Raw genomic sequence first — 23,546 nt, 5'->3', positions numbered from 1 at the left:
GAGCGAATTTTGATTTTTTTTACTATTCTAATTCTATCACACCAAAATGAAATTTTGCAGTTTTTCTTTTTTCAACGCTAAATCCAAACCGGGAAAATCGATCACTCCTGAAATGATCCTTAAGAATAATCCTCTTTTTGGCGACTCTCTTGGCTTCCACGATTGCTTCTTCTGTTAAATCCTTATAGGAAGCAAATGAACTCAAAGACTGAATTCCAGTACTTTCAATGACTCTTTCTGTAAACATTGGATCAAAATAAACGACATCATACGAGCGATCCTCAGCTTGTTTAAGAAATGTTAAATAGTCTAGGTTCACAGCTTCAATCCTCTGGGCAGCTTCGCTAAATTTCTCATTCTTAAATGGATAATTTTGCAGTCCCTCCTTAATAACAAAGTAAACAAACGGATTTAACTCTAAAGCAGTTATTTTCCCGCTGCTCCCTATCATATAAGAGGCAATCAAGGCATCAGCTCCCATACCAAGTGTACAATCCAGGATGGACATCCCTTGATTTAATCCGGCTGCCCTGACAAAAGGATCCACTTCGCCTTTCTCAATTCTTTTCAACCGGACTGCGGCCATATTCGGATGAAAAAATAAAGGATCTATTCCATGCAGGTCATATAATTCTATTTTCATCTTCCCCACTACCAGGCATGGCTGGTTATAGTAAGATTGCAGCTGTTTAATCGTTCTTTTATTGCGTTCAATATATGGGATCCCTAACTGTTCAGCTGTTCTTAATGCTTTTTGATTCAGCACATTATTCGTTTTTTCAATCGTTGTGACAAACACATGAATAACTCCTTTAAAATCTGCTAGATTTCTTGTTGAGCAGGCTACTTTAAATCTAAACCGATAGATACTTATTTACCCTCAAGCTCTTATTAAAAAAGGGAATACTCATGTGAGCATTCCCTAATGTTTATTTACAATACTCTGAAAAAGCATTTAATAAATTCTCTTTAACGTCTTCTAGGGTATGTCCTTCAATCTCATGTCTTGGAATAAAGTGAACAACTTCATTTCCTTTTAACAATGCCATCGAAGGTGAAGATGGAACTTCCCCAAGATATTCTCTCATTCTGGCTGTTGCTTCTTTATCCTGACCGGCAAAGACTGTTACAAAATGATTCGGTTTAATCTCAGCATTTACTGCTTCTGCTGCAGCAGGTCTTGCCAAACCGCCCGCACATCCGCATACAGAGTTAACTACAACCAATGTAGTACCTTCTGCCTTTTCCATAAATTCATCCACTTGTTCCGGAGTCGTTAGTTCTTCAAAGCCTGCTTCAGTCAACTCCGCTCTCATTGGTTTAACCATTTGTCTCATATATTCTTCATATGCCATAGACATTTATAATTCCCCCATTCAAAGTCTTACATATGTAGGATACATTAGATAGCTTACATGTGCAATCCATGTATTCCCTAATATTGTATATAATATTACTCTTAAAGAAGTAAACCTCCCAATTCAATGGAAGGCCCTGTACTCAACTAAAGCAGCTGCCAGGTGATTCCGACAGCTGCCTTCCTGATATGCTCTATTATTATTGAACCTTGTTATTTTTTCTGGCTTCAGTCATTTGTTTCCATACAGAGCCAAGGGCTTCATCACCATTTTTAATACGCTCACTGGCCATTTTCGCCTGCAGAGCCACCTCAAATTCTTCATCATTTTCCGCTTTACGAAGCGCTGGCAAAGCATTTTCCCCGCCAACCTCATACAAGTACATGGCCGCTCTCCAGCGTACTAGCTTACTTTTATCAGCTAAAGCTTCAATCATAGCCTGCTCTGCATCCGGGAAGCCTAAATCGGATAAGCAGTCCCCCGCTGTTCGTCTGACCGTGACACTCTTATCCTTTAGCCCCTTATATAAGTATGGCAAAACGATCGGGTCTTCAATCATTCCTAAATAGACCACAGCAAGCCTTCTGATAGATGCTTTTTCATCCTCCAACGCTTTATTGAGCAGTGGCAGATCTGTAATTTCCGGATCCTCCATCTGATCCAATGCTTGAAATCTCGCCCTCCAGTCTTCCTGATCCAGATCGGCTTCCGTAAGCTTTCTTCTTTTCACCTTAACGGGCTCGGCCTTCTTGATGGTGGTATCCTGTGCGTCTGCAACAAGCTGCGCTAAGCGTTCTTCTGGATATAAGGCGATGATCTCATCCATCACCTCTTTCCCAATCTGCTCTAGTTCCCCGTAACGATTTCCAAAATCACTCCATTTTCGGATTAACACAGCATTATCATCCTCAAGCTGAGATTTTTGGAATGCATCCATAAATATTTTCGGCATAGCCCATCGTTTTTCTTCTAGGTCACTATTTGCTTTAATCTGAATAGGTATTCCTTTAAAAACTTGAATTTGGACCTTCACCTCTCCAAATCCTTTGCCAGAATCAATTGGATTAGTTCCAGTGTCTTCAACTGACTCACCAAAAATGGTTCGAACCTGTGCCAATATACCAGGCCAATCATATTTAGCATTCCTTTCAACCGCCAGGAAGTCTGCTACATGGTATACACCTTTTACACCTTCAATATGTAAAATATCTTTTATAAATGATGGTGCTGTATCAATCGTATCTTTTTTATAATTTGTACTTTTTCCAGCCGGCAATTCTTCATTTAAGATAACCTTCATCGTATTCGGGCTCGGCGTCGGCTCAATTGAGACAATCCTCATCATAAAATCCCCCTGATCTATTTATCTAGGGGGATTGTAGCATATCTATCAAAATATTTACATAATTACGATTTATCCTTCTTGTATTTCTGAAAGATAGGACCAACGTTCAATCAAATGCTCCAGTTCTTCATTTAATTGAATTTCTTCCTCAGACAATTTATTCGCCAATTCAAAATCGCTGCCGGCCTCATTTAATTCAGAGGCAACTTCCTCCAAACGTTTTTCAACCGCTTCTATTTTTGCATCGATTCCTTCCCACTCTCTCATCTCATGATAGGAAAGACGTTTTTTTGTTTTGGTCTCTTCTGCACGTTTTATTTTAGGAGTTGCCTCTTTCTCAACGGCAGTTGCAAGCCGAACCTGCTCCTGTTTCCATTCCAAGTAGTCGCTTGCCTGACCATAATATTGCTGAATCTGCCCATTTCCTGTAAATACCCATAATTTATCACATGTTTTATCCAAGAAGTATCGATCATGCGATACGGTTATGACAACACCTGGAAAATGTTGAAGATACTCTTCCAAAACAGTTAATGTCTGAATGTCCAAATCATTTGTCGGTTCGTCCAATAATAGTACATTTGGAGACTCCATCAATATCTTCAATAAATAAAGCCTTCTTCTCTCTCCGCCTGAAAGCTTCCCGATCATTGTTCCGTGCGTATGTGGCTCAAAAAGGAAACGTTCCAGCATTTGCGCCGCCGAAATTCGCTCACCATCTGCAAGCGTGACCGCTTCGCTCGTTTCCCGAATATATTCAATCATTCGCTTATTGAGAGGTAAATCTTCATTTTCCTGAGTATAATAGCCGATCAATACCGTAGAGCCTCGGTCGATTGAGCCTCCGCTTAAAGACTCGGAACCGGCAAGCATTCTTAATATGGTTGTTTTTCCACTCCCATTGGGTCCAAGGATACCAATACGATCCCCTTTTTGCAAAATGACAGAAAACTGATCGATTAGCTGTTTATCTTCATAGGATTTTGATAGATTAACCAGCTCCAATACCTTTTTCCCAAGTCTGGTTGAGGCAACATCCAAACTTAAGTCATCGCTAGCATTTCCAGCATTCGCTTCCTCCTGCAAGGATTCAAAGCGCTGAATTCTCGCTTTTTGTTTCGTCGTTCTCGCTTTTGCCCCTTTCCGCATCCAGGCCAATTCCTGTTGGAACAGCCTTGAAACCTTATGAGCTGATTTCGCTTCCATCTCGTCTCTGATCGCTTTGATTTCTAAAAATTTCTCATAGTTGCCGTCATAAGAATGCAATTGCCCCTTATCAAGCTCCCAAATCTTTTTAGTCACGGCATCTAAGAAATATCGATCATGAGTCACAAATAAAACCGAGCCTTGATATCCTTGGATATACTCCTGCAGCCACTCGATACTATCATAATCCAAATGGTTTGTCGGCTCGTCTAAAATAAGCAAATCTGCTTTTTCCATTAATGCTTTAGCTAAAGCGCAACGCTTTTTTTGCCCTCCGGATAAGGATCCCATTCTAACATTAAGGTCTTTGATCCCTAGCTTATTTAACATTATTTGTGCATTTGAATGAATCTCCCAGCCACCATTTGCATCCATTTCAGCCTGCAAATGAAACATTTTATCAAGAAGGGCTGAATCATTTGGGGACTCCTTCATATGCTCCAATAGCTCTTCATACTTTCGGACAGTCTGAAATACAGGTGAGTCATTTCTATAAATAAAGGCAGATACCATTTCATCTTCGTTTACTTCAACATTCTGTCCTAGATAAGAAATCCGGTAATCCTTTGGCTTATCAATCAATCCCCCGTCCATTTCTTCAATGCTGGCAATGATTTTTAACAATGAAGATTTCCCTGTTCCGTTTAAGCCGATTAAACCAATTTTTTCGTTTTCACTTATGCTAAAGTTAATATCCTTAAAGAGAGTCTTCTCTCCGTATTCCTTTTTAATGTCGATTCCTTTTAATACTTTCATTCCATCATATCCTTTTTAAACTGATCTAAAAACAACAAGATAAATTGATGACGTTCTTCTGCCAACCTTTTACCTGTACGTGTATTCATCATGGCTTTTAATAGTAGTAATTTATCATAAAAATGCGTGAATGTACTAGGGGCAGATTCATCCTGCGGTCTATAAATAGGCTGCCCCTTATGGCCGCCATATGCGAAAGCACGGGCTACACCAATCGCCCCCAGTGCATCCAGACGGTCTGCATCCTGCACAATGGCTGCTTCTAAGGATAAGCCCTCTCTTAAACCCTCACTAAATGAGATACTGGACACATCCCTTTTAATCTTCACCCTTATTTCTTCATTTTTCACATTAGATTCGAGCCATTCGCTAAGTATGGCTTCTCCCTCTTTTTTTGTCCCATTTAATTTGGTGTCGGAGAGATCATGCAGAAGGGCAATCAATTCAATTAGCTCAGGATCGCCTGTTTGCTCGGTTTGATAGATTAATAAGGATAGCTTTCTGACACGATCCATATGGTGCCAGTCATGCCCTGTTGTATCGTTAATGAAACGTTTTTTCACGAATTCTTCCGCTGCTTTAATTGCTTCGTGCATAGTAAACTCCTTTACTTTTCTATCCATCCGATACCTACTGTCTCAACGCCTGCATGAAGGCAAAGGGCAGTCCCGAGTGGATGTATCGTAACTGATATTTCCTCACTGATTCTTTCAACCATCCGCGTCCAATCGTTTGTTTGACTGATTTGTTTTCCATATAGCATAAAAACTTCATCAATCTGGGAGGATCCCAGAGATTGTTTTAAGTAAGATTGAATTTTTTCTGTTGCCTTTTTCCATGTACGAACCTTGGTTTTAATCTGCAAACTTCCTTCCTGGAAGGTCACGATTGGCTTTATATTCAAAAGGCTTCCCAGATAATAGCTTGAAGTGTTAAGTCTGCCGCTATTATGAAGCTGCTGGAGAGATCCGATCCAAACAAACACTCTTAGCTTTGATTTAAGCGCATGTATAGCTTCCACAACTTCTGTGGGTTCAGTTGTTAATTCCCATATTTTAATAGCTTTCTTTATTAAAAACGTCAATGGATAAGATAAATAATGAGTATCCACATTAAAAACAGGGATATCCACCAGCTCGGCAGCTTGAATACTTGTAGAATATGTACCGCTTAATTTATCAGAAATATGAAAGGAGAAAATGGAGTCATAGGTATCAGCCAGCTCTTCGTAAAGCTTTTTAAAATTACCAATCGATGGCTGCGATGAGGTAAGAGTGGATCCCTTTTCAATGTGTTCAACTAATTCATCGGTTGTTAGATCTACACCATCCAAATAAGACTTGCCATTAATCATAATGTGGACCGGTAAAACGTAAACATCTTTATTGGCTTTAAGTTCATCATCCAATACAGCAGAACTGTCTGTTACCCACGCTACTTTTTTCATAATGCAACCAACCCCCATAACTCATGGAATACATGACCGATAAATGGCGTTACTCCTATTATAACCAAAAGCATTTTTAAAAAGATACAAATATAAAACCCCTCCGAGTAAAGGAGAGGTCTGTCCTATAATAAATCAACAATACTTTTCTCTATTTCAGAAAGTTTTGTAGAGGGTGCAAAACGTTTTACAATCTTTCCATTTCGATCAATGAGAAACTTTGTAAAGTTCCATTTAATTGCCTTGGAACCCATCACACCAGGTGCCTGTTCTGTTAAATAATTAAATAATGGATGAGCTTGGTCTCCTCTTACATCCACTTTTGCGAACATGGGAAAGGTAATTCCATAATTAGTTCGGCAGAATGAATGGATTTCCATTTCATCGCCCGGTTCCTGGTTCATAAATTGATTGCACGGAAACCCAAGAATAACCAATCCCTGTTCCTTATATTTTTGGTAAAAGAATTCTAACTCTTTATACTGAGGAGTAAACCCACATTTACTGGCAGTATTCACAATAAGCAGGACCTTCCCCATATATCTTTCAAAGGAAACTTCATCTCCACTGATTAAGTTTGCCTTAAAATCATAAATGTTCATCATCTTCACTCCCGCTAAAAATACATGACTGATCAAGTTTTACTTTCTTACTGAAAAAATCTAACCTTCTGCTTTCAGTATATGATGGATTTGGCTGACATAGGTATGTAATTGATCAATTTCATCCTCATAAATTGGCTTATCCTGCTTAATTTCAATCGTTACGAAAGGATCTTCATGTTTAAATCCAATCGGAGAATGTTTAAAAACCCGGTAATGGTACCCTTTATCCCAAATCTGCTTCAAAATATGAATATTGCGCAGAGGATGCTCAGGATCAATATATCTAAATTTAATTTTAAGATCACATCCCGGCTCGCGTTTCGTTATGGATGATAGCTTTTCTGACGAGAAGGCTTGTAAACTTGCGCTTAAAGTAAGTGTACATTCAACCGCTTTTTCCATTGAAGCATCTAGCCTTGAACTAATCTCAAAAATCCTTGACATATAGGCCAAGTCGACATAATCATGCCTATCTATAATAGCTAACTCGCCTTCTAAGTCCAGATCGTAAAAGGCACCTTCAACTACTACTTTCAGGTTTTCAAAAACTGATGGATCAAACATGAGATCACCCCCGTTTTACAAATCTATCTACCCCGATTAAAACAATCCAGCCGCATTTCCATTCTCGTCGACATCCATCATTAGAGCAGCTGGTTTTTTAGGTAATCCAGGCATAGTCATAATATCTCCGGTAAGTACTACAATAAAACCTGCTCCTACAGAAGGCTTTAGCTTTTTGATATACAATGTAAATCCTTCAGGCCTTCCCAACAGACTTGGATTATCCGATAATGAATACTGGGTTTTAGCCATACAAACCGGGAGCTGCCCCCATCCTTCTGATTCATATTTATGTATTTGTTGCTGAGCTTCAGGAGAATATTCTATCTTTTTTGCCCCATATACAGTTTTTGCGACTTTTTCAATCTTCTCTTGAATGGAATCCGTTGATTCATATAGACGTTTAAATGTATTGGTGTTCTCCTTCATAATATCATCAAGTTTTGCTGCAAGGTCCAATCCACCCTGCCCACCTTTTTCCCACACCTCTGTTAAAGAGAAAGGTAATCCATGTTGTTGACATAAAGTATTGAATCGTTCCACTTCTGCAGCAGTATCTGCAGAAAATTTATTTAAAGCGACGATAAAAGGCAATCCAAAAGCTTGAATCGTTTCACAATGCTTCACTAAATTCTGGAACCCCAATTCAATCGCATTTACATTTTCCTCTTTTAATTTATCCGATTGTACGCCACCATGCATCTTTAAGGCTCTCAGGGTTGCCACGATAACGACAGCATCCGGAGTAAGATCCGCAGCGTTTGTCTTAATATTTAAGAATTTTTCTCCCCCAAGATCCGCACCAAATCCTGCTTCTGTTACACAATAGTCAACTAGCTTAAGGGCTGTTTTTGTAGCAAGCACACTGTTACATCCATGTGCAATATTGGCAAACGGACCGCCATGGATAAGTGTAGGCGTATGTTCAATAGTCTGAACCAAATTAGGCTTTAAAGCATCCTTCAACAATAAAGTTAAAGCCCCCTCTACACCCAAGTCAGAAACAGAAACAGGGGTACCCTGATAGGTGTATCCAAACACAATCTTCCCTAATTTATCTTTTAAGTCATCTAAATCTGTCGCGAGACAAAGGATTGCCATGATTTCAGATGCTACAGTTATATCAAAGCCATCTTCACGGGGAATTCCGTGCTTGTCCCCGCCAAGCCCGATTACAATATGCCGAAGGGCACGGTCATTCATATCAAGAACCCTTTTCCAAATAATTTTCCGCGGGTCTATCTGCAGTTCATTACCCTGCTGAATATGATTATCAATCAGCGCAGCCAAAGCATTATTTGCTGTCGTGATGGCATGTAAATCACCAGTAAAGTGCAGGTTAATTTCGTCCATTGGGAGTACCTGTGAATAACCGCCGCCGGTTGCACCACCCTTTACCCCCATAACTGGTCCAAGAGAAGGTTCTCTCATCGCAATCATTGCTTTTTTTCCAAGAAGAGAAAATGCATCTCCAAGACCAACAGTTACCGTTGATTTCCCTTCCCCGGCTTTAGTAGGATTGATGGAAGTAACAAGTATTAATCTCCCATCCTTTTTAGTACTGCGGGATTTTAATACATCAAGAGAGATTTTTGCCTTGTATTTCCCATAAGCTTCCCAATCTTCTTCCTTTAATCCAATCGTTTCAGCAATTTCTTTTATGGGTTTCATTTTTGCATTTAAAGCAATCTCGATGTCACTTTTTACAATTGTGTCCAAATTCATGCTGAGCCCCCTAAAAATCAATAGTCATAATTAGTTTAACAAAAAATATATATCAAACACACATTATTATTTACAACCTCTCAAAAATATGAATACAATGGTAATATTATTTAATATTTTGAAAATTAAAACAAAACAGGGAGGTCCGTATCTTGCCGATTACGATTCCAAATAAACTACCCGTCAAACAAATTTTAGAAGAAGAAAATATTTTCGTAATGGATGATAACAGAGCACTCAGTCAGGATATCCGACCTTTAAATATTCTCATTTTAAATTTAATGCCTGAAAAAGAGAAAACTGAAGCACAGCTGCTTCGTTTACTTAGCAATACTCCTCTTCAGGTCAAAATAACCTTTTTACGAATGGAAACGCACGAAAGTAAAAACACGCCCCATTCACATTTGGAACAATTCTACTCAACCTTCCCAGAAATATCAACCAAGCGCTTCGACGGCTTAATTATTACTGGTGCGCCGGTTGAAAAGCTGGACTTCGAGGAAGTTCATTATTGGAATGAGTTAATCAATATAATGGATTGGTCAAGGGAGCATGTAACCTCATCCCTTCATATTTGCTGGGGAGCTCAAGCAGCCCTATACCATCATTTCGGAATATCAAAGCAATTATTAAATAAAAAATGTACAGGCATTTATAAGCATAAAGTATTGAAACCATTCGAAAGTCTTGTGAGAGGATTTGATGATGTTTTTTACGCTCCGCATTCCAGATATACGGATATTGAAGCAGAGGAGATCCGAAATCATGAGGAGTTAATTGTCTTAGCAGAATCAGAGGAAGCTGGTTTGTTTCTGGTCGCTTCAAAGGATAAACGTTTAATTATGGTAACCGGCCATCCAGAATATGATTTGGCAACCTTGTCCCAGGAATATAAACGTGACTTATCAAAGGGCTCAGGTGCCCCTATTCCTCAAAATTATTTTCCTGAGGACGACCCGCTCCAGCTTCCATTTCATACATGGAAAAGCCACGCAAGTCTTCTATTTTCTAATTGGCTGAATTATTATGTCTATCAGACTACACCTTATCAGTGGAAATAATGATTAGTACTCTTGTGTTAGAAGTTTTTATATAAAATATAATATAAAAGACAGCCTATAAGCTGTCTTTTTCTTCCAGTATCTAAAATTCTCTTATACTTCATTGATAATCTTAACGATTTCAATATCCCTAAATGCCATTAAGTCTATAATTCCTCTATCAGTCTTTACTAAAGACTTAAGTGGGTTATATCGATTCATGAGAAGAATCCAACCATATTCACCATTACTCAGCATAACTTTTTTGCCCACCAGCGCCTGGAGTAATCTTTCCATGAATACCAATAAAATATGGGCATCTAATTTTCCATATACATCATTTTGCATTTGTTTGATGATTAAATAAAATGGTGTTGCTTCATGATAAACTCTTTCTGAGGACATCGCATGATAAATATCTGCTATGGTGACAATCTTAGCAAAGTAATGAATTTGATTTCCATTTAATCCATGGGGATACCCCATTCCATCTTCCCTTTCATGGTGCTGCAAGGCAATAATGGCAGCCGAATCAGGGAGATGATCGAGACTGCGTAAAAGTTCGTGTCCATAGACGGTATGTTGTTTCATTATATTGAATTCGTGAGAGGTAAGTTTACCTGATTTATTTAAGATATTTTCAGGAATCATGGCTTTGCCGATATCATGCAAAACAGCAGAAATCATAAGGTCTTCCAGCTGATCTAAAGGTAATCTCAACCAATTCCCAATAATGCCGGATAATATTCCCACGCAAATGGAATGCCAGTATGTATACTCCTCTTTACGTTTAGTTTGATGAAGTAATTCAAAAATTCGCGGACTCGATGATGCACTCTTGATCACAGGGATAATCTCCTGTTTCACCCGACTGACGGAAATTTCTCCACTTCTATTTATATCCTTAAATATATACCGTATATCCGTGCATGCTTGATCCATGCATAAAGAAACCTCTTCCGTCGTCATCATTCGGAATTCCCCATTATCTTTGATAGAAGGTGTTTTTCGCGCCACCTTTTCTCTTATTTCTTTTTGTAATTGATTCATATAAATACTTTCCAACAAATAATTAGAAAAACCAGTATGATGTGTATCCATCAGACACCCCGACATATGTTTTATTCCACTTTACAATTATACCATATTAACCCAATTTCCCAGTAAGCTCTTAAAAATTTTTAATATTTTTTAAAATCCATTTTGACACTGTATATTTGAATGTTGTATATTGAAATTATCATGACTTATCTAAAGTTTATGATAAATAGCAATTGGCTTATGAGCCACAGTTTTAGGAGGAATCAATCTATGCAAAACGGTAAAGTAAAATGGTTTAACAACGAAAAAGGTTTTGGTTTTATCGAAGTTGAAGGCGGAGATGATGTATTCGTACACTTCACAGCTATTCAAGGTGAAGGATACAAATCTTTAGAAGAAGGCCAAGAAGTTACTTTCGAAATCGTAGATGGTGAAAGAGGACCTCAAGCTACTAACGTACAAAAAGCCTAATAATGGACCAAAATTAACAGCCGCCTATTGGATAGGCGGCTTTTCTGTTTTCTTATTCAAATTTCCGCCTATATGTTTCAATGATTCACCAACTGTGCACTGATTGATACAAAAACGGTGTGCATGAGTGCGGCCAATATCGCGGACAAGCTGTTTGTGTAAAAAGCAGCCCTCACAATACGTACTTAACAAAAAATCAACCTGTTTAAGCGCTTCTTTTTTCGCCTTTTTCTTATTCATTGATCATGTCACCCCATTTTTGGTAATTCGAGTTGACTATCTACCTCAATTCCCTCGAGTGCCTGTGATGCCAGCCGATGTGCTTCTTCATTTTCTTTTCTTGGAACTGCCATTGTCTCAAAGTGCAAGCCAAGATTCTTAAGCTGTTCTTCGATTCGATCCAGCCACTTATTTAAATTTTCTTCATAACAAGGCCATTCTCCTGTTAATTGTTTCAATACAACCTGAGAATCTCCTTTTATCATAATTTTTTGATGTTTAACCCCTAGTTCATCAAGCCTTTTGACAGCTGCTAATAGTGCACAATATTCTGCTTCATTATTGTCCTCTATATAATCAAAGACTTCATTGCTCCGTACGCGAAACTTTTTATTATTTTGTGTGTAATAAATTGCGATGCCAGCTCCCGCAAAGGTTTCACCCGGTCTATGACTTCCATCAAAATAAATCGTTACATTTTGTGGAGTTTCTTTTATTTCCTCTGTCAGCTTCTGAAACTGTTTCTTTGTCCATTCCTGTCCCAGTTCATCAATAAAAATGAAATCTCGCCATCTTCCCGTGCTTTCGAGATCATTGACAAGCTTTAAGGCAAATTGACTTTCCATTTCTTCTGATGTGAATGTTACAGGAGGTATTTTCGATTTATTATAGATGCCCTTTACTGTTACGTTCATTTCTTTCTCCCTTCCCAATCCTTTAAACAATTAATTCATTATATATAAATTATCCTGATACCACTAAAACTATGACAGTAGACATTTAATAAAAATTCATGTACTTTTTAACTTGAAAGGATGTTTTCTAATGATAGAAGTATATGTAGATGGCGCAGCTAAAGGAAATCCAGGTCCAAGCGGTGCCGGGATTTTTATAAAAGCAGATGGTGAAGTCCACCGATATTCCATACCCCTTGGCATTCATAATAATCATGAAGCTGAATACTTAGCCTTGATCCATGCTTTGAAGATCTGCCTGGATAAAAAGTATGACGTGATTTCTATTCGTACCGACTCAAAGCATGTGGCGGACGCGATGGAAAAAGAGTTTGTAAAGAAAGAACCCTTTAGACAATTACTCAATCAGGCACTGGAGCTTTCGTCTCAATTCTCTTTATTTTTCATCAAATGGATTCCAGAATCGCAAAACAAATCAGCGGATCTGTTATCCCGCCAGGCTGTGCAAATGAACGAGCAGTAATAATTATTCGGTTTTAAACAGTATGGAAGAAAAATAGAAAAGAGGAAAAATCATTGTCAAAAGGGCTTATCCATCATATTGAAATTAATGTATCAGATTTAGATAAATCTATTGACTTTTGGGGCTGGCTTTTAGCTGAACTAGGATATGAACTATACCAGGATTGGGACAGTGGACAAAGCTTTAGAATCGGGGATACCTATATAGTCTTCGTTCAGACAGAGGAAAAATATATGGATATCCCTTATCACAGATGTCGAACGGGCTTAAACCATTTGGCGTTCCATGCCAAATCCAGGCAACAGGTAGACGATGTTACTAAAAAATTAAAAGAAAAGAAAGTACAAATTCTTTATCAGGATCAACATCCATTTGCAGGTGGGGAAGATCACTACGCTGTATTTTTTGAGGATCCGGACCGAATTAAGGTTGAATTAGTGGCACCATGACCTCCTCATAGTGGGGTCTTTTGTTTTGCTATGTTAATAATCAACCATCTTCGTTACTTTTCCCGATTTATTTGCTTTTTCAACCCCTTGAACCATTTATTGCTGCAGTATGATAAAAAAAATAAAAAAGATATTTTAATGTCTTTTCATAGCCATTCTAGATATTGCTGGCAGTTTAATTTAAAAACTAATAACCTCGAAAACTTTTTATTAGTTTAGATTGATTATTCTATATAGTTTATAGCAGGCATTACATCCATTGTGCCACTTTCTTTGATAAACTGTGTCACCAAATGAATATGGGCTGCACCTATGATTAAAAGAATTCTATCGTCAGGCGATGAAACTATTTGGGTAAGATTAGAATAAATAATCAAATTCCTTTGATACCACCATCTAAGCCAATCAATTCCGATATATTCATTTCCTTTACCAATTTGGGCGACCGCCATGTACATTTCATGCTCAAGTCTAATTCTTGAATCTGTGTTGCTCATCTTAATTGAATCATAAATATTTATCTGATCATAATTCATGTGTAGCTTTGGCCAGTAATACTCAGTAATATGTTTATATTTGTCTGGCTGTTCTTCTTTAGCCCAATCATAAACTTGCCCAATCCCTCTATTTCCTACTGACTCCATCCAATCGACCGCATAAACCTCCTTATGGCCCAATTCAGCAGCAGTCCTGAATCCAAATTGGTGGATTTCGTTGACCTCATTTCTCAACTCACCATTCAGATATTTATCATACTCGTTATTTAGCGAAGTATGTTCTTCTTTTACGACTTCAAGGGCTATTTTAGTCGGTTTAAATTCTTTCAGACATTTAACGACTGCTTCAATTTCCCTTTGCTGATCCGTTATGATAGACTCATCGAAATCTCCGCGATGGAAATCCGGTGTATATCTCAAATGAAAAGTTCCGAGAATCATTAATTTTGGCTTTTCCGTCATGATATCCCTCCTAATCATCCATTTATTAGACAATCTTTAGGAGAAATCCTGCCTAAAAAGCTATCTTTTTGCAATAAAGCTGGAAATACTAGTTTATATATGGTTTAATAGCCACAAAAAAATACCTTGATTTATTGAAATCAAGATACCTGTAAGCCATGTTCCTTCATTAATTGATCTGCTTCTTTTCTGTTGGAAACTTTACCATTCACCAAAGTTTCCAGCAGCGATATATAAAAACCTCCATCAAATCTCTTTTGAGCTTTTAATGTATTTTCCAGTGCAATGTTTACGATCCAGTCTGGTGCTGAAGTCAACTGTTTTCCAAAATAGATAAATCCTATTGCCTCTTCTCCAAGACGAAATCCTTTCGAAGATAATCTACAAATATAGTCTTCTAATTTTTCCATGTATCCCCCAAACACACTCCTTCACAAAATTACTCTTTTATTGTAAAACATTTTTAAAAAGTTGAATACAGGTTTTTGTCGAATTGTCTGAAAAAGGTTGATCAGTCAGGGCACTTCTACAACTGAATGGAACCTTTCCTTATTTATCGGTATCCAATTTTAATAAATATTCATCAATGATTTTTTTATGGCTTTTAACGATTCTTTCCGGTAATTCATGAGGATAAAAGAATTCAAACTTTATAGATTCTCTTTCATCTACAATTAATTCACCTTCGTATTCATTTGTATAATACGCAATCGTCACACAATAGAACTCATCTCCATTAGCAGCCTTTACAAAATACTCCGGTCCGGAATATACATTAATAAAATGCAGCTTCCCGAGTGTAAGGCCGGTTTCTTCTATCACTTCACGCCGGGCTACTTCTTCGGTCGTTTCTCCCAGCTCCATTAAACCTCCTGAAAGCCCCCACGACTCCTTCGGAAATTTTCTTTGCTGTAACAACAGCCTGCCTTCCTGGTCAGAAATAATGACAACTGATCCAACTAATATTAAGGGACGATGACCCACAACAGCTCTTAAATCTTCAATATAGCCCAATCTCATCTCTCCTTTTATTTTCCGGTCTATAATACTAATAAATGTAACAGCGAAGATTTTGCATGTTTATATGAATCAATCTCAAATAAAAAAATCGAGCCCTAAACCTTCAGGCATAAAGCTCGATCATAGCTAATCAATATATTTTTAGCTGACACGAATTCTTAATTCTAATTCTTCCAGTTCATCAGCTAGAATATCATGATTAATCTCATACATGAGATGTTCATGAGTCCAATCCTCAAATACATCTATTTGACAAATAATTTGGGCCAATTCTTTGCTTATAAAGGCTGATTCCTGTCCTGCCGCCAGCTTTTTCTTGCATCGATTGAATTTTGGATCTAATAATTCCAGTTGTTCATATAGCCCCTCCAGCGTTTGGTAATGCTGGATAAGTGGTAAAGCTGTCTTTTCACCAATACCAGGGCAGCCCGGAATATTATCACTTGTATCGCCCAGCAGTGCTTTCACGTCGACCCATTGCGCTGATTCTATTCCATAATCCTCACGAAAATCTTCAATAGTATAAACACGATCTCCTGTTTTACTGGCGATAATTTGACTCGTATGCTCATTCAGCAATTGAAACAGGTCACGGTCATTACTGTAAATTAAGCATTTCCCCATGTTATTCGTACTCCACATCGTAGAAATCGCACCAATCACATCATCTGCTTCATAGGAAGGCACAGACAGCTGCTTAACACCAATCCGCTCTAGACTTGAACGCAATGTTTCATATTGCATAATGAGCGGTGCCGGTAATTCTCCGCGTGTCGCTTTGTAAAAATCAAATTTTTGTCTGCGAGAAGACTCTTCACGCTTTACATCCCAAGCTACAGCTAAATGCGTTACTTGGTGAGTTTTAATAAGGCTGAACATTTTTTGAAAAAACACGCGCAGTGCATTCGTATAAATCCCATTTTTATTTCGATATAATTGATCTTCTGTTTTCCCATAAGCGGTCGCAAAATACCCTCTGCTAAGTAAGTTAAAACCATCTATTAATAATAATGTATTGTTATTTTGATTCATCCTAATCCCCCTGATGTTCTGATTCTATGTTATCAGATTGTACCATATCCGGACCTTATTCTCTTCTTAAAAATTTCCCATCAAATCAAATTACTGGTCCGTTTCTATTTTGTTTTCCGGATAGGAGATCCAATCGCTAAAGCTGCCAGCATAGATTTTCACATCCGTAAAACCTGCTTCCTTGAGTGCAATATAATTAGGAGTTGCTGTAATACCGGAACCGCAATAGACAATGATTGGCTCATCTTTGTTCAATTGATTAAAACGTTTTTCCAACTCTGGTACAGGCAAATATTTACCATCCCTAAAATTTTCAGTCCATACCATATTTATAGCACCTGGTATATGCCCGGCTTTATGATCAATCGGCTCATGGATTCCTTTATAGCGGTCTGATTCTCTGGAATCTATTAAATAACCCGATCTATCATTCTCTGTCCAATCTTTCACCTCAGGGTAAGTGACTAATAGATTCTTATTCAAGACAGGGGTATAATCTGTTGATGTCAGCACAGGGATATCCTTGGTTACCGGATATCCTTTCTCCAGCCAAGCCTTCAATCCTCCATTCAGCACATATACACGCTCATACCCGAATAATTGGGCTAACCATAGAAAGCGACCGGCAAATGCTCCCTCGCCGCCATCATAAGCAATAACGGCTGTCTGTTCATGTATTCCGATGGACTTCATTATTTCAATAAAGTCTTCCTTCGCAGGAAGAGGGTGTCTTCCTCCATGTTCCTTAATCGGACCGGACAGATTCTGAGCAACATCTATAAAAGCAGCTCCCCGTATATGGCTTTCTTTATATTTTTCTCGTCCCGCCCTTTTATTGGATAAACTAAATTGGCAATCGATGATTCGTAAATCGGGATCATTCAAATGTTCAAATAACCATTCAGGCTCTTTTACCAGCTGCAACCGCATTCTCCTCCTCCGATTCTAAAATTAACTTGATTTGCTTTTCAGCCTCCAGATAAATTTGAGGATTAGATTTTTTGTTTAATGTCATTTCCATACTTTTCAATCGTTCATTGCCTTCGATTTTCATCTCCTCAATTAATGAAAGACTTATATACTGTATGGCTGATTCAAAATGCTCAAACAACTTGTTCTGTTGGTCTGTATAATATGCAGCTAGATAGTCGTTTAACTTCTCCAAAAAGGCATCAGCCATTATTTTTCTGCCATTCTTCTCAAAGAAATGCTGAGTCCCCCTGAAAAGTCTCAGTTCTTCTTTAAAATCATCTGCTGTTAGATTTAAAAGCGCTCGGTCAGTATTATATTCGTTTTGTAAATCTGACTTAGGCTCACTGAATGACCAATCTTTATGGATGGTTTGAATCTCTTGAACTAATTGGACATAGGTATCATGCATGGTTTTTCTGACCATAACTTCTAAACGCAATGATGTAGCCTGTATCTCATTGGCCAATTCGATTCTGACTTGATCAAGTAAGCGATTCGTACAGGTTATAAGGGACTGCCGATTGTCCTTTAATGTACCTGGATTAAAAAATTCTTTAAAATAATTCGGGAAGTTCAGGTTGATCCTTTGCTTACTATAATGAATCAATTCTTCTGTTTCCTGCTTCATTCTGGCCATTTCATGAGTAAATCTTTTTTCATTTAATATCGTTAAAACTCGCTCCCAGTTTTCATGCAATTGGACACGTCTTTTCGTCTTCTGCTCCTCGGTTTCATTGGATAGCTCGACAAGGCGACTGGTAAGCTGAAGTGCCTTATCCAAATCCAGCATAGCTGCATTAACTAATATACCTTTAAGCTCCTCCTGAATAAATGAATAGAAAGCTGATTCAAAATGGGTAAACAGCTCAATATATGCCTCGTTTCCTGAAATGAGTTCTTCAGTCCTTTGCTGTAGCGCTGCACGGCTTGAAATTGGATAAATCCGTGGATGATGGATTCCTGAAGATTGCAATTCACTGCGCAAATAATCCTCAACCACCTTTCTCTCCTCCAAATTTTCAGCCAAATCAGCCGCATTCAAAAGGAAGAACATTTTATCCATACTGAATGAATCCTTAACCCGTCCCAGTTGATCGAGGAAATTCCGGTCAGCCCGTGCGAATGGATGATTATAATACGTAATAAAGCAAATCGCATCCGAATGCTTTATATAATTGAAGGAGGTACCTGTATGTCTCGCATTAACAGAATCCGCTCCGGGAGTGTCAACTAAAATAACGCCTTTTCGCGTTAAATCACAGTCATAATATAAATCAATGCGTTCGATGAAGCATGATTTTGTTTCATCCGTTGCATACACAGAAAACTCTTCCAATGATACGGTAAAACTTTTACCAAGATTCTCTTCAAAGGTATCAATCCCCTTTAAAAATGCCTCTAGGAAAGATACCTTTAATCCTAGCGCATAGCTCTGTTTCTTGAGCATGGTTTGAGCCTGTTTCCTTGCCATCGCTAGATCCTGTACTTTCAAACCATCCTCATACCACAGTTCATTTAAATCATCGAGTAGCATGGTTTCCGTCTTAGCATGAATGGTAGCTGTACCATGTTTATGTAGGCTGGTTGGCGGCAAAATACGATTAATGACAGCGGTAGTCGGATTCGGTGAGACAGGTAAAACATTTGCCCCTAAAAGCGCATTGGCAAATGAGGATTTCCCTGCACTGAAAGCACCAAAGAGAGCTAAAGTGTAAGTTTGATTCATCAGTGAATCTGCCCTATTTTCCAGCTCCTGCGCTAATTTCTCCAGACCAGGTAAGTGGTTCAAAGCCTGGGAAGCTTTTTGCAGCTTTAAAGCCACTTGCTCAGATGTATAAATCGGCTGTGCTGTCTCCACTTTTTTTGTAATCAGTTCAGGCTTTGGCTCAGGTTCAATTTCTTTAACCTCTTTCATGTCCATCTCCACAATTGAACCCTCTGTTTGCTGGCTTTGCAGGAACCCCATGACTTCTGCATGAGGATATCTGGATCTTTTAGTCAACTCATTCATAATTTTATCTTTATATCTCCGCTGATTCGTCTGCTGTACCTGCCAATCCTGCCAAATGTGAAGAATAGAATGGTCCGACTTTAATTCCTCCTTCACCTGGGTGAGACGCTGCTCTCTTTCCTCTTCCCACTGACTCACCAAGGTATTGAAAAGAGTTAACGTTTGCTTGCCCGCAGCTTTTTTAATGGAAGATGCCAAATCCTTGGAATAATTCAACACCAAGTCACTGGTAACAGAAGCTAACTGATCTACCTCAATGATCGTTTCATAGGGAATATCATAGTCGAATGACTGGATGATATTCTGACTCTCCTGTTTGTGTCCTGGATAATCGTTCATCATTCTTTGAAAATATTCATTTAAATTCCACAAAATTGTCGATTCAGTCTGCTGTTTAATATTTTGAATCAGATTAGCTTTACGAGTTTCTTTTTCTTGTTCTGTTTTATTTTTTCCAAATATTCTCCCGACTTTAAAAGATGTAACCTTTGATTCCAAATATGATTTCGCCAGTTCCCTGGATTCATATGGAGTGATATTGCTATTTTCGATAATAAGCCCAATTTGTTCATCAAATTTATTTTCCTCATGCTCACGGAAATTAATAATGCTTTTACTAAATTTTTCAGCAGAATCAATAATTTCTAACAAGTGATGATTCTGTTTGTCATGCAGCTGCTGCTCCAGATGATTTCTGGCTTGATTGGAATCCGCTTCTTTCCAATTTAGATGCTCCGTTATTAAATGGTTAAGAAGTGAATTCACATCATAAGCTGGCGCAATACCAGCTAATTCAGCTATTTTTTCAGTGACACGGTGAGCTTGGTTAAAGGGATGATCCTCCGCTTTCATAGTAGTAAAGTAAAACTCTTCTACTGGTATATCCCAATCCTTAAAAGCTTGCTTTACACTTTGTTTAAGAGATGTAAAAGAAAGCTCATCCTCCTGATGTTTATCGATTTGATTAATGATGACATATATTCTTTTCCCCATACGTGCAAGATCTCTTGTAAACTGAAAATTTATTTCTGACTGAATATGATTGTAATCGGTCACATAAAAAACCGCATCAGCCAGATGAAATGAGGAAGCAGTCGACAATTCATGGGCTTCATCAGTTGAGTCAATCCCTGGTGTATCCAATAAGACTAAGTTGTCTGCATATGGAAAATTCTGAATCATTAAATCGATTTTTTGAATAGAACCGCCGTTTTTCGCAAATTCTTTAATTTTGTTAAAATCAATTGGCGGCTGAAAGATTAGACATTTTTGATCATTTAAAGTGACCCTGGCTTCTCCATTGCCGCTCCGTATTTTCACGATATTAGCACTTGTCGGAATGGGACTGGAAGGCAATATCGGCTGTTTCAAAATATAATTAATAAGCGTAGATTTTCCGGCCGAAAAATGTCCGCAAAATGCCAGGCTATACTCATTATCATTGACCTTATTCATAATATCGATCGTTTTTTGTGCCCGTACTTGATCCCCATCTTGTTCAAAGTACTTATAAATTGCGTAAAGCTGATTAAGTGTTACTTCCCTTGTATGCAGTCTCATACTTATCCCCTTATCAATAATCATTTATCTATCTATTTTATCGAAAATTGGAATAGTTGCCCATAAATATCTATTTAGGTAAAAAAATAAGTCCAGACGTTTGTCTGAACTTACATACTTTGATTAGGTTGTGATTGAGCTGCTATAACTTTAGGATTTGCTACATTATTTAAAACATGAACCATGACTCCGCTAAAGGCTGTTACCGTTGCACCTACAAATACCCAAACCATCATCATGCACCTTCCCTGTCATGTAGTTAATTGATAACGTCTCTCATTATAGTTCCAGTGTATCATCAATGATAATCATTTTCAATCAAAATTCTATTCAAAACAGATATTACCTAAACACTCCTGTGCTTTATGTAAGTTCTAAACAAAAGGTAAACAATCTCCCCTGAATACCAAGACAGATTGTTCATGATTTATCCGGTTAATTGCCGCTCTTCTTTTCATTATGCTGAATCGTTATAAAAATTTCCTTCAATCGGTCCTGTCCACAGACATGGCAGACTTTCAGCATCTCATGTAATGAATGGCAATGAATGCAATAATACTTTTTCATATGGTGTATCCACCTTTTTTACATAAGTATATGTAATATGGTGGTTGCTGGTTCCTAATTTAGAGTATATTACTTCAATTTCCCTTTATATATATAACCCTTTTTCTTTTAACTTCTCTATTATATCTTGTTTAAATGGCATGTCTCCCTCAAGCAGGAATTTGATTTCAAAGGATCAAGTGTTTCGGCTAATATTTCCATATATTCAGAAAGAATCTTGCATATTTATGACAATCATTCATTGTACATTCATTAACTTTACAGAAGTACTCAATTATCCTCTCTCTTTGTTCATTATTAAAACTGTAAACCACTTCGAAAATATGCATTTATCAATGCATATGCCTATTTACTTTTATCTGTTCTGATTTTATGTAGATTGTACAGGAATAATATTGACGACCTACATATGATGATTCTGATTATATTTTAATAAAAGGAGTGAAATTTGTGAGTGATGACCAGAATAAATCCCCACAGTTGATCCCTCAGCAGCTTATTAATTTACTGGTAAGTGATCTTTTTCGAAAAAATGAAATTAACGCTGAGAAGGCTAAAGAAAAGTTATCCGATGAACAAAAGCAAATGATAAAAGAGTTAGTTAGTGACTTGACTAACCAAGTAGAAACATTTGTAAAATCATCATCAACCGAGGATAACAAAAACAATGAAAATTAATGATTTTAAAACGCCTGATTAGCAGGCGTTTTTTTTTTCGCTGGACAAACACATTTGAGCTTTTTGTCCAATCAAAACAAAGGACAGCCTCATATTTTATAAAGACTAAATCACAAAGGAGTGGTAGAAAAATGTCAAATTATTTTGGTGACAATTATGAAAGTGAAAGGGATGAGGACAAGCGACACTCGGCAGAGATAGCCCAGGACGCTGATCAGTTCACTACTGAAATCCAAGAATCAGATGAATTAATCATTATCAAGGATTCAGGTAACGTGTTTGTTCAAACTACAGAAACTCAAGCAGCAGTGTCCCTGCAATTAGCATTGCAGCTCGCACTCGCATTAGTAATTGAAATTTCAATTGCAGATTCAGATGACAGCGATGGTGTTGTTCAAGACCTTCTTCAGCACTTTGATTCTGAGCAAAAGAGCGTACAGAAAATTCATATCGAAAATTCAAGGGACGTTAGGGTTACAACTACTGACACAGATATCGCTGCAAACCTTCAAGTAATGCTGGAAGTACTTCTAGCTATTGTAGCCAGATTAGATATCGCGTAAATTTTAAAATTAAAATAAGAGGTGAGAAGAAAAATGAGTGAAAAGAATTGGAGAGCTTTAGATAATTTCAATTGTAAGAATGATGATGATGCGGAAGTCACACAAGAAGCTGATCAAATCGCATCAATCACACAGCAATCCTATGAATGGATCGTCGTCAAGGACTCAGAGGATGTAGAAGTGCATACAACAGATACTCAAGTAGCATTATCTTTACAAGCAGCTATTCAAGTAGCAATCGCGATTGTTATTAGTATATCAGTTGGAGATAATGAAGCTGGAAAAGGTGTAGTTCAAGATCTAAAACAATTTTTCAAAACTAAACAAAGAAATACACAAAAAACAATCATCACTGGTTCAAAGTGTGTGAGGGTAGAAAGTACGGATACTCAAATAGCTTTAAATATTCAAGTATTAATCCAAATTCTTGTGGCTATTGTTGCTAGACTTGATATTGGGTAAAGATAATGCTTAAGATACTAAAGATGAATAACCTGTATAATAAAGCAAAAAGACATGACTAGCTCATGTCTTTTTACTCTTTAATCACTATTTTAAAATGAACTCTTGGAAATTTACTAATAAGCCGGTAAGTTACACTTTCGCCATGGAGCTCCCTCTGCCTTCTTGCAGAGTTATACTCTATCAAAGAAATATCCTTTGATTCTTCATATCTCTTTAATTATTCTGTATGTTGTTGACCGAAATGAATGCTACCTTTTCAGTAATTTGATAGGACT

The 23,546-nt window shown here is 37.7% G+C and carries 27 protein-coding genes; 7 read left to right on the top strand and 20 right to left on the bottom strand.

All coding sequences use genetic code 11. The features are described from left to right. Positions 1-22 precede the first annotated feature (22 nt). The 9 genes from AC4D4A_RS00890 to AC4D4A_RS00850 form a co-directional block, all read right to left on the bottom strand. Complete coding sequence (locus tag AC4D4A_RS00890) at positions 23-799, bottom strand: class I SAM-dependent methyltransferase (protein WP_490994147.1); 777 nt, start codon at positions 797-799, stop codon at positions 23-25. Between the two features lie 130 nt (positions 800-929). Then, positions 930-1,361, bottom strand: a complete 432-nt coding sequence (locus AC4D4A_RS00885) for a BrxA/BrxB family bacilliredoxin (RefSeq protein ID WP_490994146.1) — start codon at positions 1,359-1,361, stop codon at positions 930-932. A gap of 196 nt (positions 1,362-1,557) precedes the next feature. Continuing rightward, positions 1,558-2,700, bottom strand: a complete 1,143-nt coding sequence (locus AC4D4A_RS00880; RefSeq protein ID WP_490994739.1) for a conserved virulence factor C family protein — start codon at positions 2,698-2,700, stop codon at positions 1,558-1,560. A 72-nt stretch (positions 2,701-2,772) separates the two neighbouring features. After that, a complete protein-coding gene (locus AC4D4A_RS00875; RefSeq protein WP_490994145.1) occupies positions 2,773-4,665 on the bottom strand; it encodes an ABC-F family ATP-binding cassette domain-containing protein in 1,893 nt (630 codons plus the stop codon). Next, positions 4,662-5,261, bottom strand: a complete 600-nt coding sequence (locus tag AC4D4A_RS00870) for an HD domain-containing protein (protein ID WP_490994144.1) — start codon at positions 5,259-5,261, stop codon at positions 4,662-4,664. The genes AC4D4A_RS00875 and AC4D4A_RS00870 overlap by 4 nt, the downstream gene beginning before the upstream one ends. An 11-nt stretch (positions 5,262-5,272) precedes the next feature. Next, positions 5,273-6,112, bottom strand: coding sequence for a DegV family protein (locus tag AC4D4A_RS00865; RefSeq protein ID WP_490994143.1), 840 nt, complete (start codon positions 6,110-6,112; stop codon positions 5,273-5,275). A 125-nt stretch (positions 6,113-6,237) separates the two neighbouring features. Next, positions 6,238-6,714 carry a glutathione peroxidase gene (locus AC4D4A_RS00860; RefSeq protein ID WP_490994142.1) on the bottom strand — a complete coding sequence of 159 codons (477 nt, stop codon included), beginning with the start codon at positions 6,712-6,714 and terminating at the stop codon, positions 6,238-6,240. Positions 6,715-6,774: 60 nt separating this feature from the next. Continuing rightward, positions 6,775-7,281: a hypothetical protein gene (locus tag AC4D4A_RS00855; RefSeq protein ID WP_490994141.1), complete on the bottom strand. Its 507-nt coding sequence runs from the start codon at positions 7,279-7,281 to the stop codon at positions 6,775-6,777. Positions 7,282-7,317: 36 nt separating this feature from the next. After that, positions 7,318-9,006, bottom strand: a complete 1,689-nt coding sequence (locus AC4D4A_RS00850) for a formate--tetrahydrofolate ligase (RefSeq protein WP_490994140.1) — start codon at positions 9,004-9,006, stop codon at positions 7,318-7,320. A 152-nt stretch (positions 9,007-9,158) separates the two neighbouring features. On the opposite strand from AC4D4A_RS00850, the gene metA reads away from it, so the two are divergent. Continuing rightward, the gene (gene metA, locus AC4D4A_RS00845) at positions 9,159-10,067 is read left to right on the top strand and encodes a homoserine O-acetyltransferase MetA (RefSeq protein ID WP_490994139.1); all 909 of its coding nucleotides are present in this window, start codon (positions 9,159-9,161) and stop codon (positions 10,065-10,067) included. A gap of 93 nt (positions 10,068-10,160) precedes the next feature. On the opposite strand, the gene AC4D4A_RS00840 is transcribed toward metA, so the two are convergent. After that, positions 10,161-11,147: an HD-GYP domain-containing protein gene (locus tag AC4D4A_RS00840; RefSeq protein WP_490994138.1), complete on the bottom strand. Its 987-nt coding sequence runs from the start codon at positions 11,145-11,147 to the stop codon at positions 10,161-10,163. Positions 11,148-11,357: 210 nt separating this feature from the next. On the opposite strand from AC4D4A_RS00840, the gene cspD reads away from it, so the two are divergent. Further along, positions 11,358-11,558, top strand: coding sequence for a cold-shock protein CspD (gene cspD, locus AC4D4A_RS00835; RefSeq protein ID WP_066107270.1), 201 nt, complete (start codon positions 11,358-11,360; stop codon positions 11,556-11,558). 24 nt (positions 11,559-11,582) lie between these two features. On the opposite strand, the gene AC4D4A_RS00830 is transcribed toward cspD, so the two are convergent. Next, entirely contained in the window at positions 11,583-11,798 is a 216-nt protein-coding gene (locus AC4D4A_RS00830) for a zinc-finger domain-containing protein (RefSeq protein ID WP_490994137.1), read from the bottom strand. A gap of 8 nt (positions 11,799-11,806) precedes the next feature. Beyond that, positions 11,807-12,472, bottom strand: a complete 666-nt coding sequence (locus tag AC4D4A_RS00825) for a reverse transcriptase-like protein (RefSeq protein WP_490994136.1) — start codon at positions 12,470-12,472, stop codon at positions 11,807-11,809. A gap of 130 nt (positions 12,473-12,602) precedes the next feature. Here AC4D4A_RS00825 and AC4D4A_RS00820 point away from each other — a divergent pair, with 130 nt between their 5' ends. Further along, a complete protein-coding gene (locus AC4D4A_RS00820) occupies positions 12,603-12,995 on the top strand; it encodes a reverse transcriptase-like protein (protein ID WP_490994135.1) in 393 nt (130 codons plus the stop codon). A gap of 53 nt (positions 12,996-13,048) precedes the next feature. Beyond that, entirely contained in the window at positions 13,049-13,444 is a 396-nt protein-coding gene (locus AC4D4A_RS00815) for a VOC family protein (protein WP_490994134.1), read from the top strand. A gap of 224 nt (positions 13,445-13,668) precedes the next feature. Here the strand turns inward: AC4D4A_RS00815 and AC4D4A_RS00810 are convergent, their stop codons facing one another. The 8 genes from AC4D4A_RS00810 to AC4D4A_RS00775 form a co-directional block, all read right to left on the bottom strand. Further along, positions 13,669-14,403 (bottom strand): DUF5694 domain-containing protein, encoded by a 735-nt coding sequence (locus AC4D4A_RS00810; RefSeq protein WP_490994133.1) that lies wholly within the window; start codon positions 14,401-14,403, stop codon positions 13,669-13,671. Positions 14,404-14,543: 140 nt separating this feature from the next. Beyond that, a complete protein-coding gene (locus AC4D4A_RS00805; protein WP_490994132.1) occupies positions 14,544-14,813 on the bottom strand; it encodes a DUF6123 family protein in 270 nt (89 codons plus the stop codon). Between the two features lie 139 nt (positions 14,814-14,952). Next, on the bottom strand, positions 14,953-15,417 hold the full coding sequence (locus AC4D4A_RS00800; protein WP_490994131.1) for an NUDIX hydrolase: 465 nt from the start codon (positions 15,415-15,417) through the stop codon (positions 14,953-14,955). A gap of 147 nt (positions 15,418-15,564) precedes the next feature. After that, positions 15,565-16,455, bottom strand: a complete 891-nt coding sequence (locus AC4D4A_RS00795) for a 5'-3' exonuclease (protein WP_490994130.1) — start codon at positions 16,453-16,455, stop codon at positions 15,565-15,567. A gap of 90 nt (positions 16,456-16,545) precedes the next feature. Further along, on the bottom strand, positions 16,546-17,379 hold the full coding sequence (locus tag AC4D4A_RS00790; protein WP_490994129.1) for a sulfurtransferase: 834 nt from the start codon (positions 17,377-17,379) through the stop codon (positions 16,546-16,548). Beyond that, a complete protein-coding gene (locus AC4D4A_RS00785; RefSeq protein ID WP_490994128.1) occupies positions 17,357-20,998 on the bottom strand; it encodes a dynamin family protein in 3,642 nt (1,213 codons plus the stop codon). Before AC4D4A_RS00785 ends, AC4D4A_RS00790 begins: the two co-directional genes overlap by 23 nt. 110 nt (positions 20,999-21,108) lie before the next feature. Continuing rightward, positions 21,109-21,234 (bottom strand): hypothetical protein, encoded by a 126-nt coding sequence (locus tag AC4D4A_RS00780; RefSeq protein WP_490994127.1) that lies wholly within the window; start codon positions 21,232-21,234, stop codon positions 21,109-21,111. 199 nt (positions 21,235-21,433) lie between these two features. Then, positions 21,434-21,565, bottom strand: a complete 132-nt coding sequence (locus tag AC4D4A_RS00775; protein WP_257469017.1) for a hypothetical protein — start codon at positions 21,563-21,565, stop codon at positions 21,434-21,436. 450 nt (positions 21,566-22,015) lie between these two features. On the opposite strand from AC4D4A_RS00775, the gene AC4D4A_RS00770 reads away from it, so the two are divergent. From AC4D4A_RS00770 to AC4D4A_RS00760, 3 genes are all read left to right on the top strand, one after another. Further along, the gene (locus AC4D4A_RS00770) at positions 22,016-22,243 is read left to right on the top strand and encodes a spore coat protein (RefSeq protein WP_490994126.1); all 228 of its coding nucleotides are present in this window, start codon (positions 22,016-22,018) and stop codon (positions 22,241-22,243) included. Positions 22,244-22,374: 131 nt separating this feature from the next. Next, positions 22,375-22,806 (top strand): spore coat protein, encoded by a 432-nt coding sequence (locus tag AC4D4A_RS00765; RefSeq protein WP_490994125.1) that lies wholly within the window; start codon positions 22,375-22,377, stop codon positions 22,804-22,806. Positions 22,807-22,839: 33 nt separating this feature from the next. Further along, on the top strand, positions 22,840-23,268 hold the full coding sequence (locus tag AC4D4A_RS00760; RefSeq protein ID WP_490994124.1) for a spore coat protein: 429 nt from the start codon (positions 22,840-22,842) through the stop codon (positions 23,266-23,268). Positions 23,269-23,546: the final 278 nt, after the last annotated feature.

The organism is Pradoshia sp. Z5_111 (genome assembly GCF_058267535.1).
Note: the sequence above shows the minus strand (reverse complement) of the source record. Positions and strands in the feature narration are given on the sequence as shown.

Bases quoted from the DNA above. Each gene is read 5' to 3' on its own strand.
- AC4D4A_RS00785 (WP_490994128.1), bottom strand. From the start codon at position 20,998: ATGAGACTGCATACAAGGGAAGTAACACTTAATCAGCTTTACGCAATT.
- AC4D4A_RS00805 (WP_490994132.1), bottom strand. From the start codon at position 14,813: ATGGAAAAATTAGAAGACTATATTTGTAGATTATCTTCGAAAGGATTT.
- AC4D4A_RS00850 (WP_490994140.1), bottom strand. From the start codon at position 9,006: ATGAATTTGGACACAATTGTAAAAAGTGACATCGAGATTGCTTTAAAT.
- AC4D4A_RS00855 (WP_490994141.1), bottom strand. From the start codon at position 7,281: ATGTTTGATCCATCAGTTTTTGAAAACCTGAAAGTAGTAGTTGAAGGT.
- AC4D4A_RS00860 (WP_490994142.1), bottom strand. From the start codon at position 6,714: ATGAACATTTATGATTTTAAGGCAAACTTAATCAGTGGAGATGAAGTT.
- AC4D4A_RS00820 (WP_490994135.1), top strand. From the start codon at position 12,603: ATGATAGAAGTATATGTAGATGGCGCAGCTAAAGGAAATCCAGGTCCA.
- AC4D4A_RS00795 (WP_490994130.1), bottom strand. From the start codon at position 16,455: ATGAATCAAAATAACAATACATTATTATTAATAGATGGTTTTAACTTA.
- AC4D4A_RS00830 (WP_490994137.1), bottom strand. From the start codon at position 11,798: ATGAATAAGAAAAAGGCGAAAAAAGAAGCGCTTAAACAGGTTGATTTT.
- AC4D4A_RS00840 (WP_490994138.1), bottom strand. From the start codon at position 11,147: ATGGATACACATCATACTGGTTTTTCTAATTATTTGTTGGAAAGTATT.
- AC4D4A_RS00810 (WP_490994133.1), bottom strand. From the start codon at position 14,403: ATGACGGAAAAGCCAAAATTAATGATTCTCGGAACTTTTCATTTGAGA.
- AC4D4A_RS00880 (WP_490994739.1), bottom strand. From the start codon at position 2,700: ATGAGGATTGTCTCAATTGAGCCGACGCCGAGCCCGAATACGATGAAG.
- AC4D4A_RS00875 (WP_490994145.1), bottom strand. From the start codon at position 4,665: ATGAAAGTATTAAAAGGAATCGACATTAAAAAGGAATACGGAGAGAAG.
- cspD (WP_066107270.1), top strand. From the start codon at position 11,358: ATGCAAAACGGTAAAGTAAAATGGTTTAACAACGAAAAAGGTTTTGGT.
- AC4D4A_RS00825 (WP_490994136.1), bottom strand. From the start codon at position 12,472: ATGAACGTAACAGTAAAGGGCATCTATAATAAATCGAAAATACCTCCT.
- AC4D4A_RS00780 (WP_490994127.1), bottom strand. From the start codon at position 21,234: ATGATGGTTTGGGTATTTGTAGGTGCAACGGTAACAGCCTTTAGCGGA.
- AC4D4A_RS00775 (WP_257469017.1), bottom strand. From the start codon at position 21,565: ATGAAAAAGTATTATTGCATTCATTGCCATTCATTACATGAGATGCTG.
- AC4D4A_RS00760 (WP_490994124.1), top strand. From the start codon at position 22,840: ATGAGTGAAAAGAATTGGAGAGCTTTAGATAATTTCAATTGTAAGAAT.
- AC4D4A_RS00885 (WP_490994146.1), bottom strand. From the start codon at position 1,361: ATGTCTATGGCATATGAAGAATATATGAGACAAATGGTTAAACCAATG.
- AC4D4A_RS00865 (WP_490994143.1), bottom strand. From the start codon at position 6,112: ATGAAAAAAGTAGCGTGGGTAACAGACAGTTCTGCTGTATTGGATGAT.
- AC4D4A_RS00870 (WP_490994144.1), bottom strand. From the start codon at position 5,261: ATGCACGAAGCAATTAAAGCAGCGGAAGAATTCGTGAAAAAACGTTTC.
- AC4D4A_RS00765 (WP_490994125.1), top strand. From the start codon at position 22,375: ATGTCAAATTATTTTGGTGACAATTATGAAAGTGAAAGGGATGAGGAC.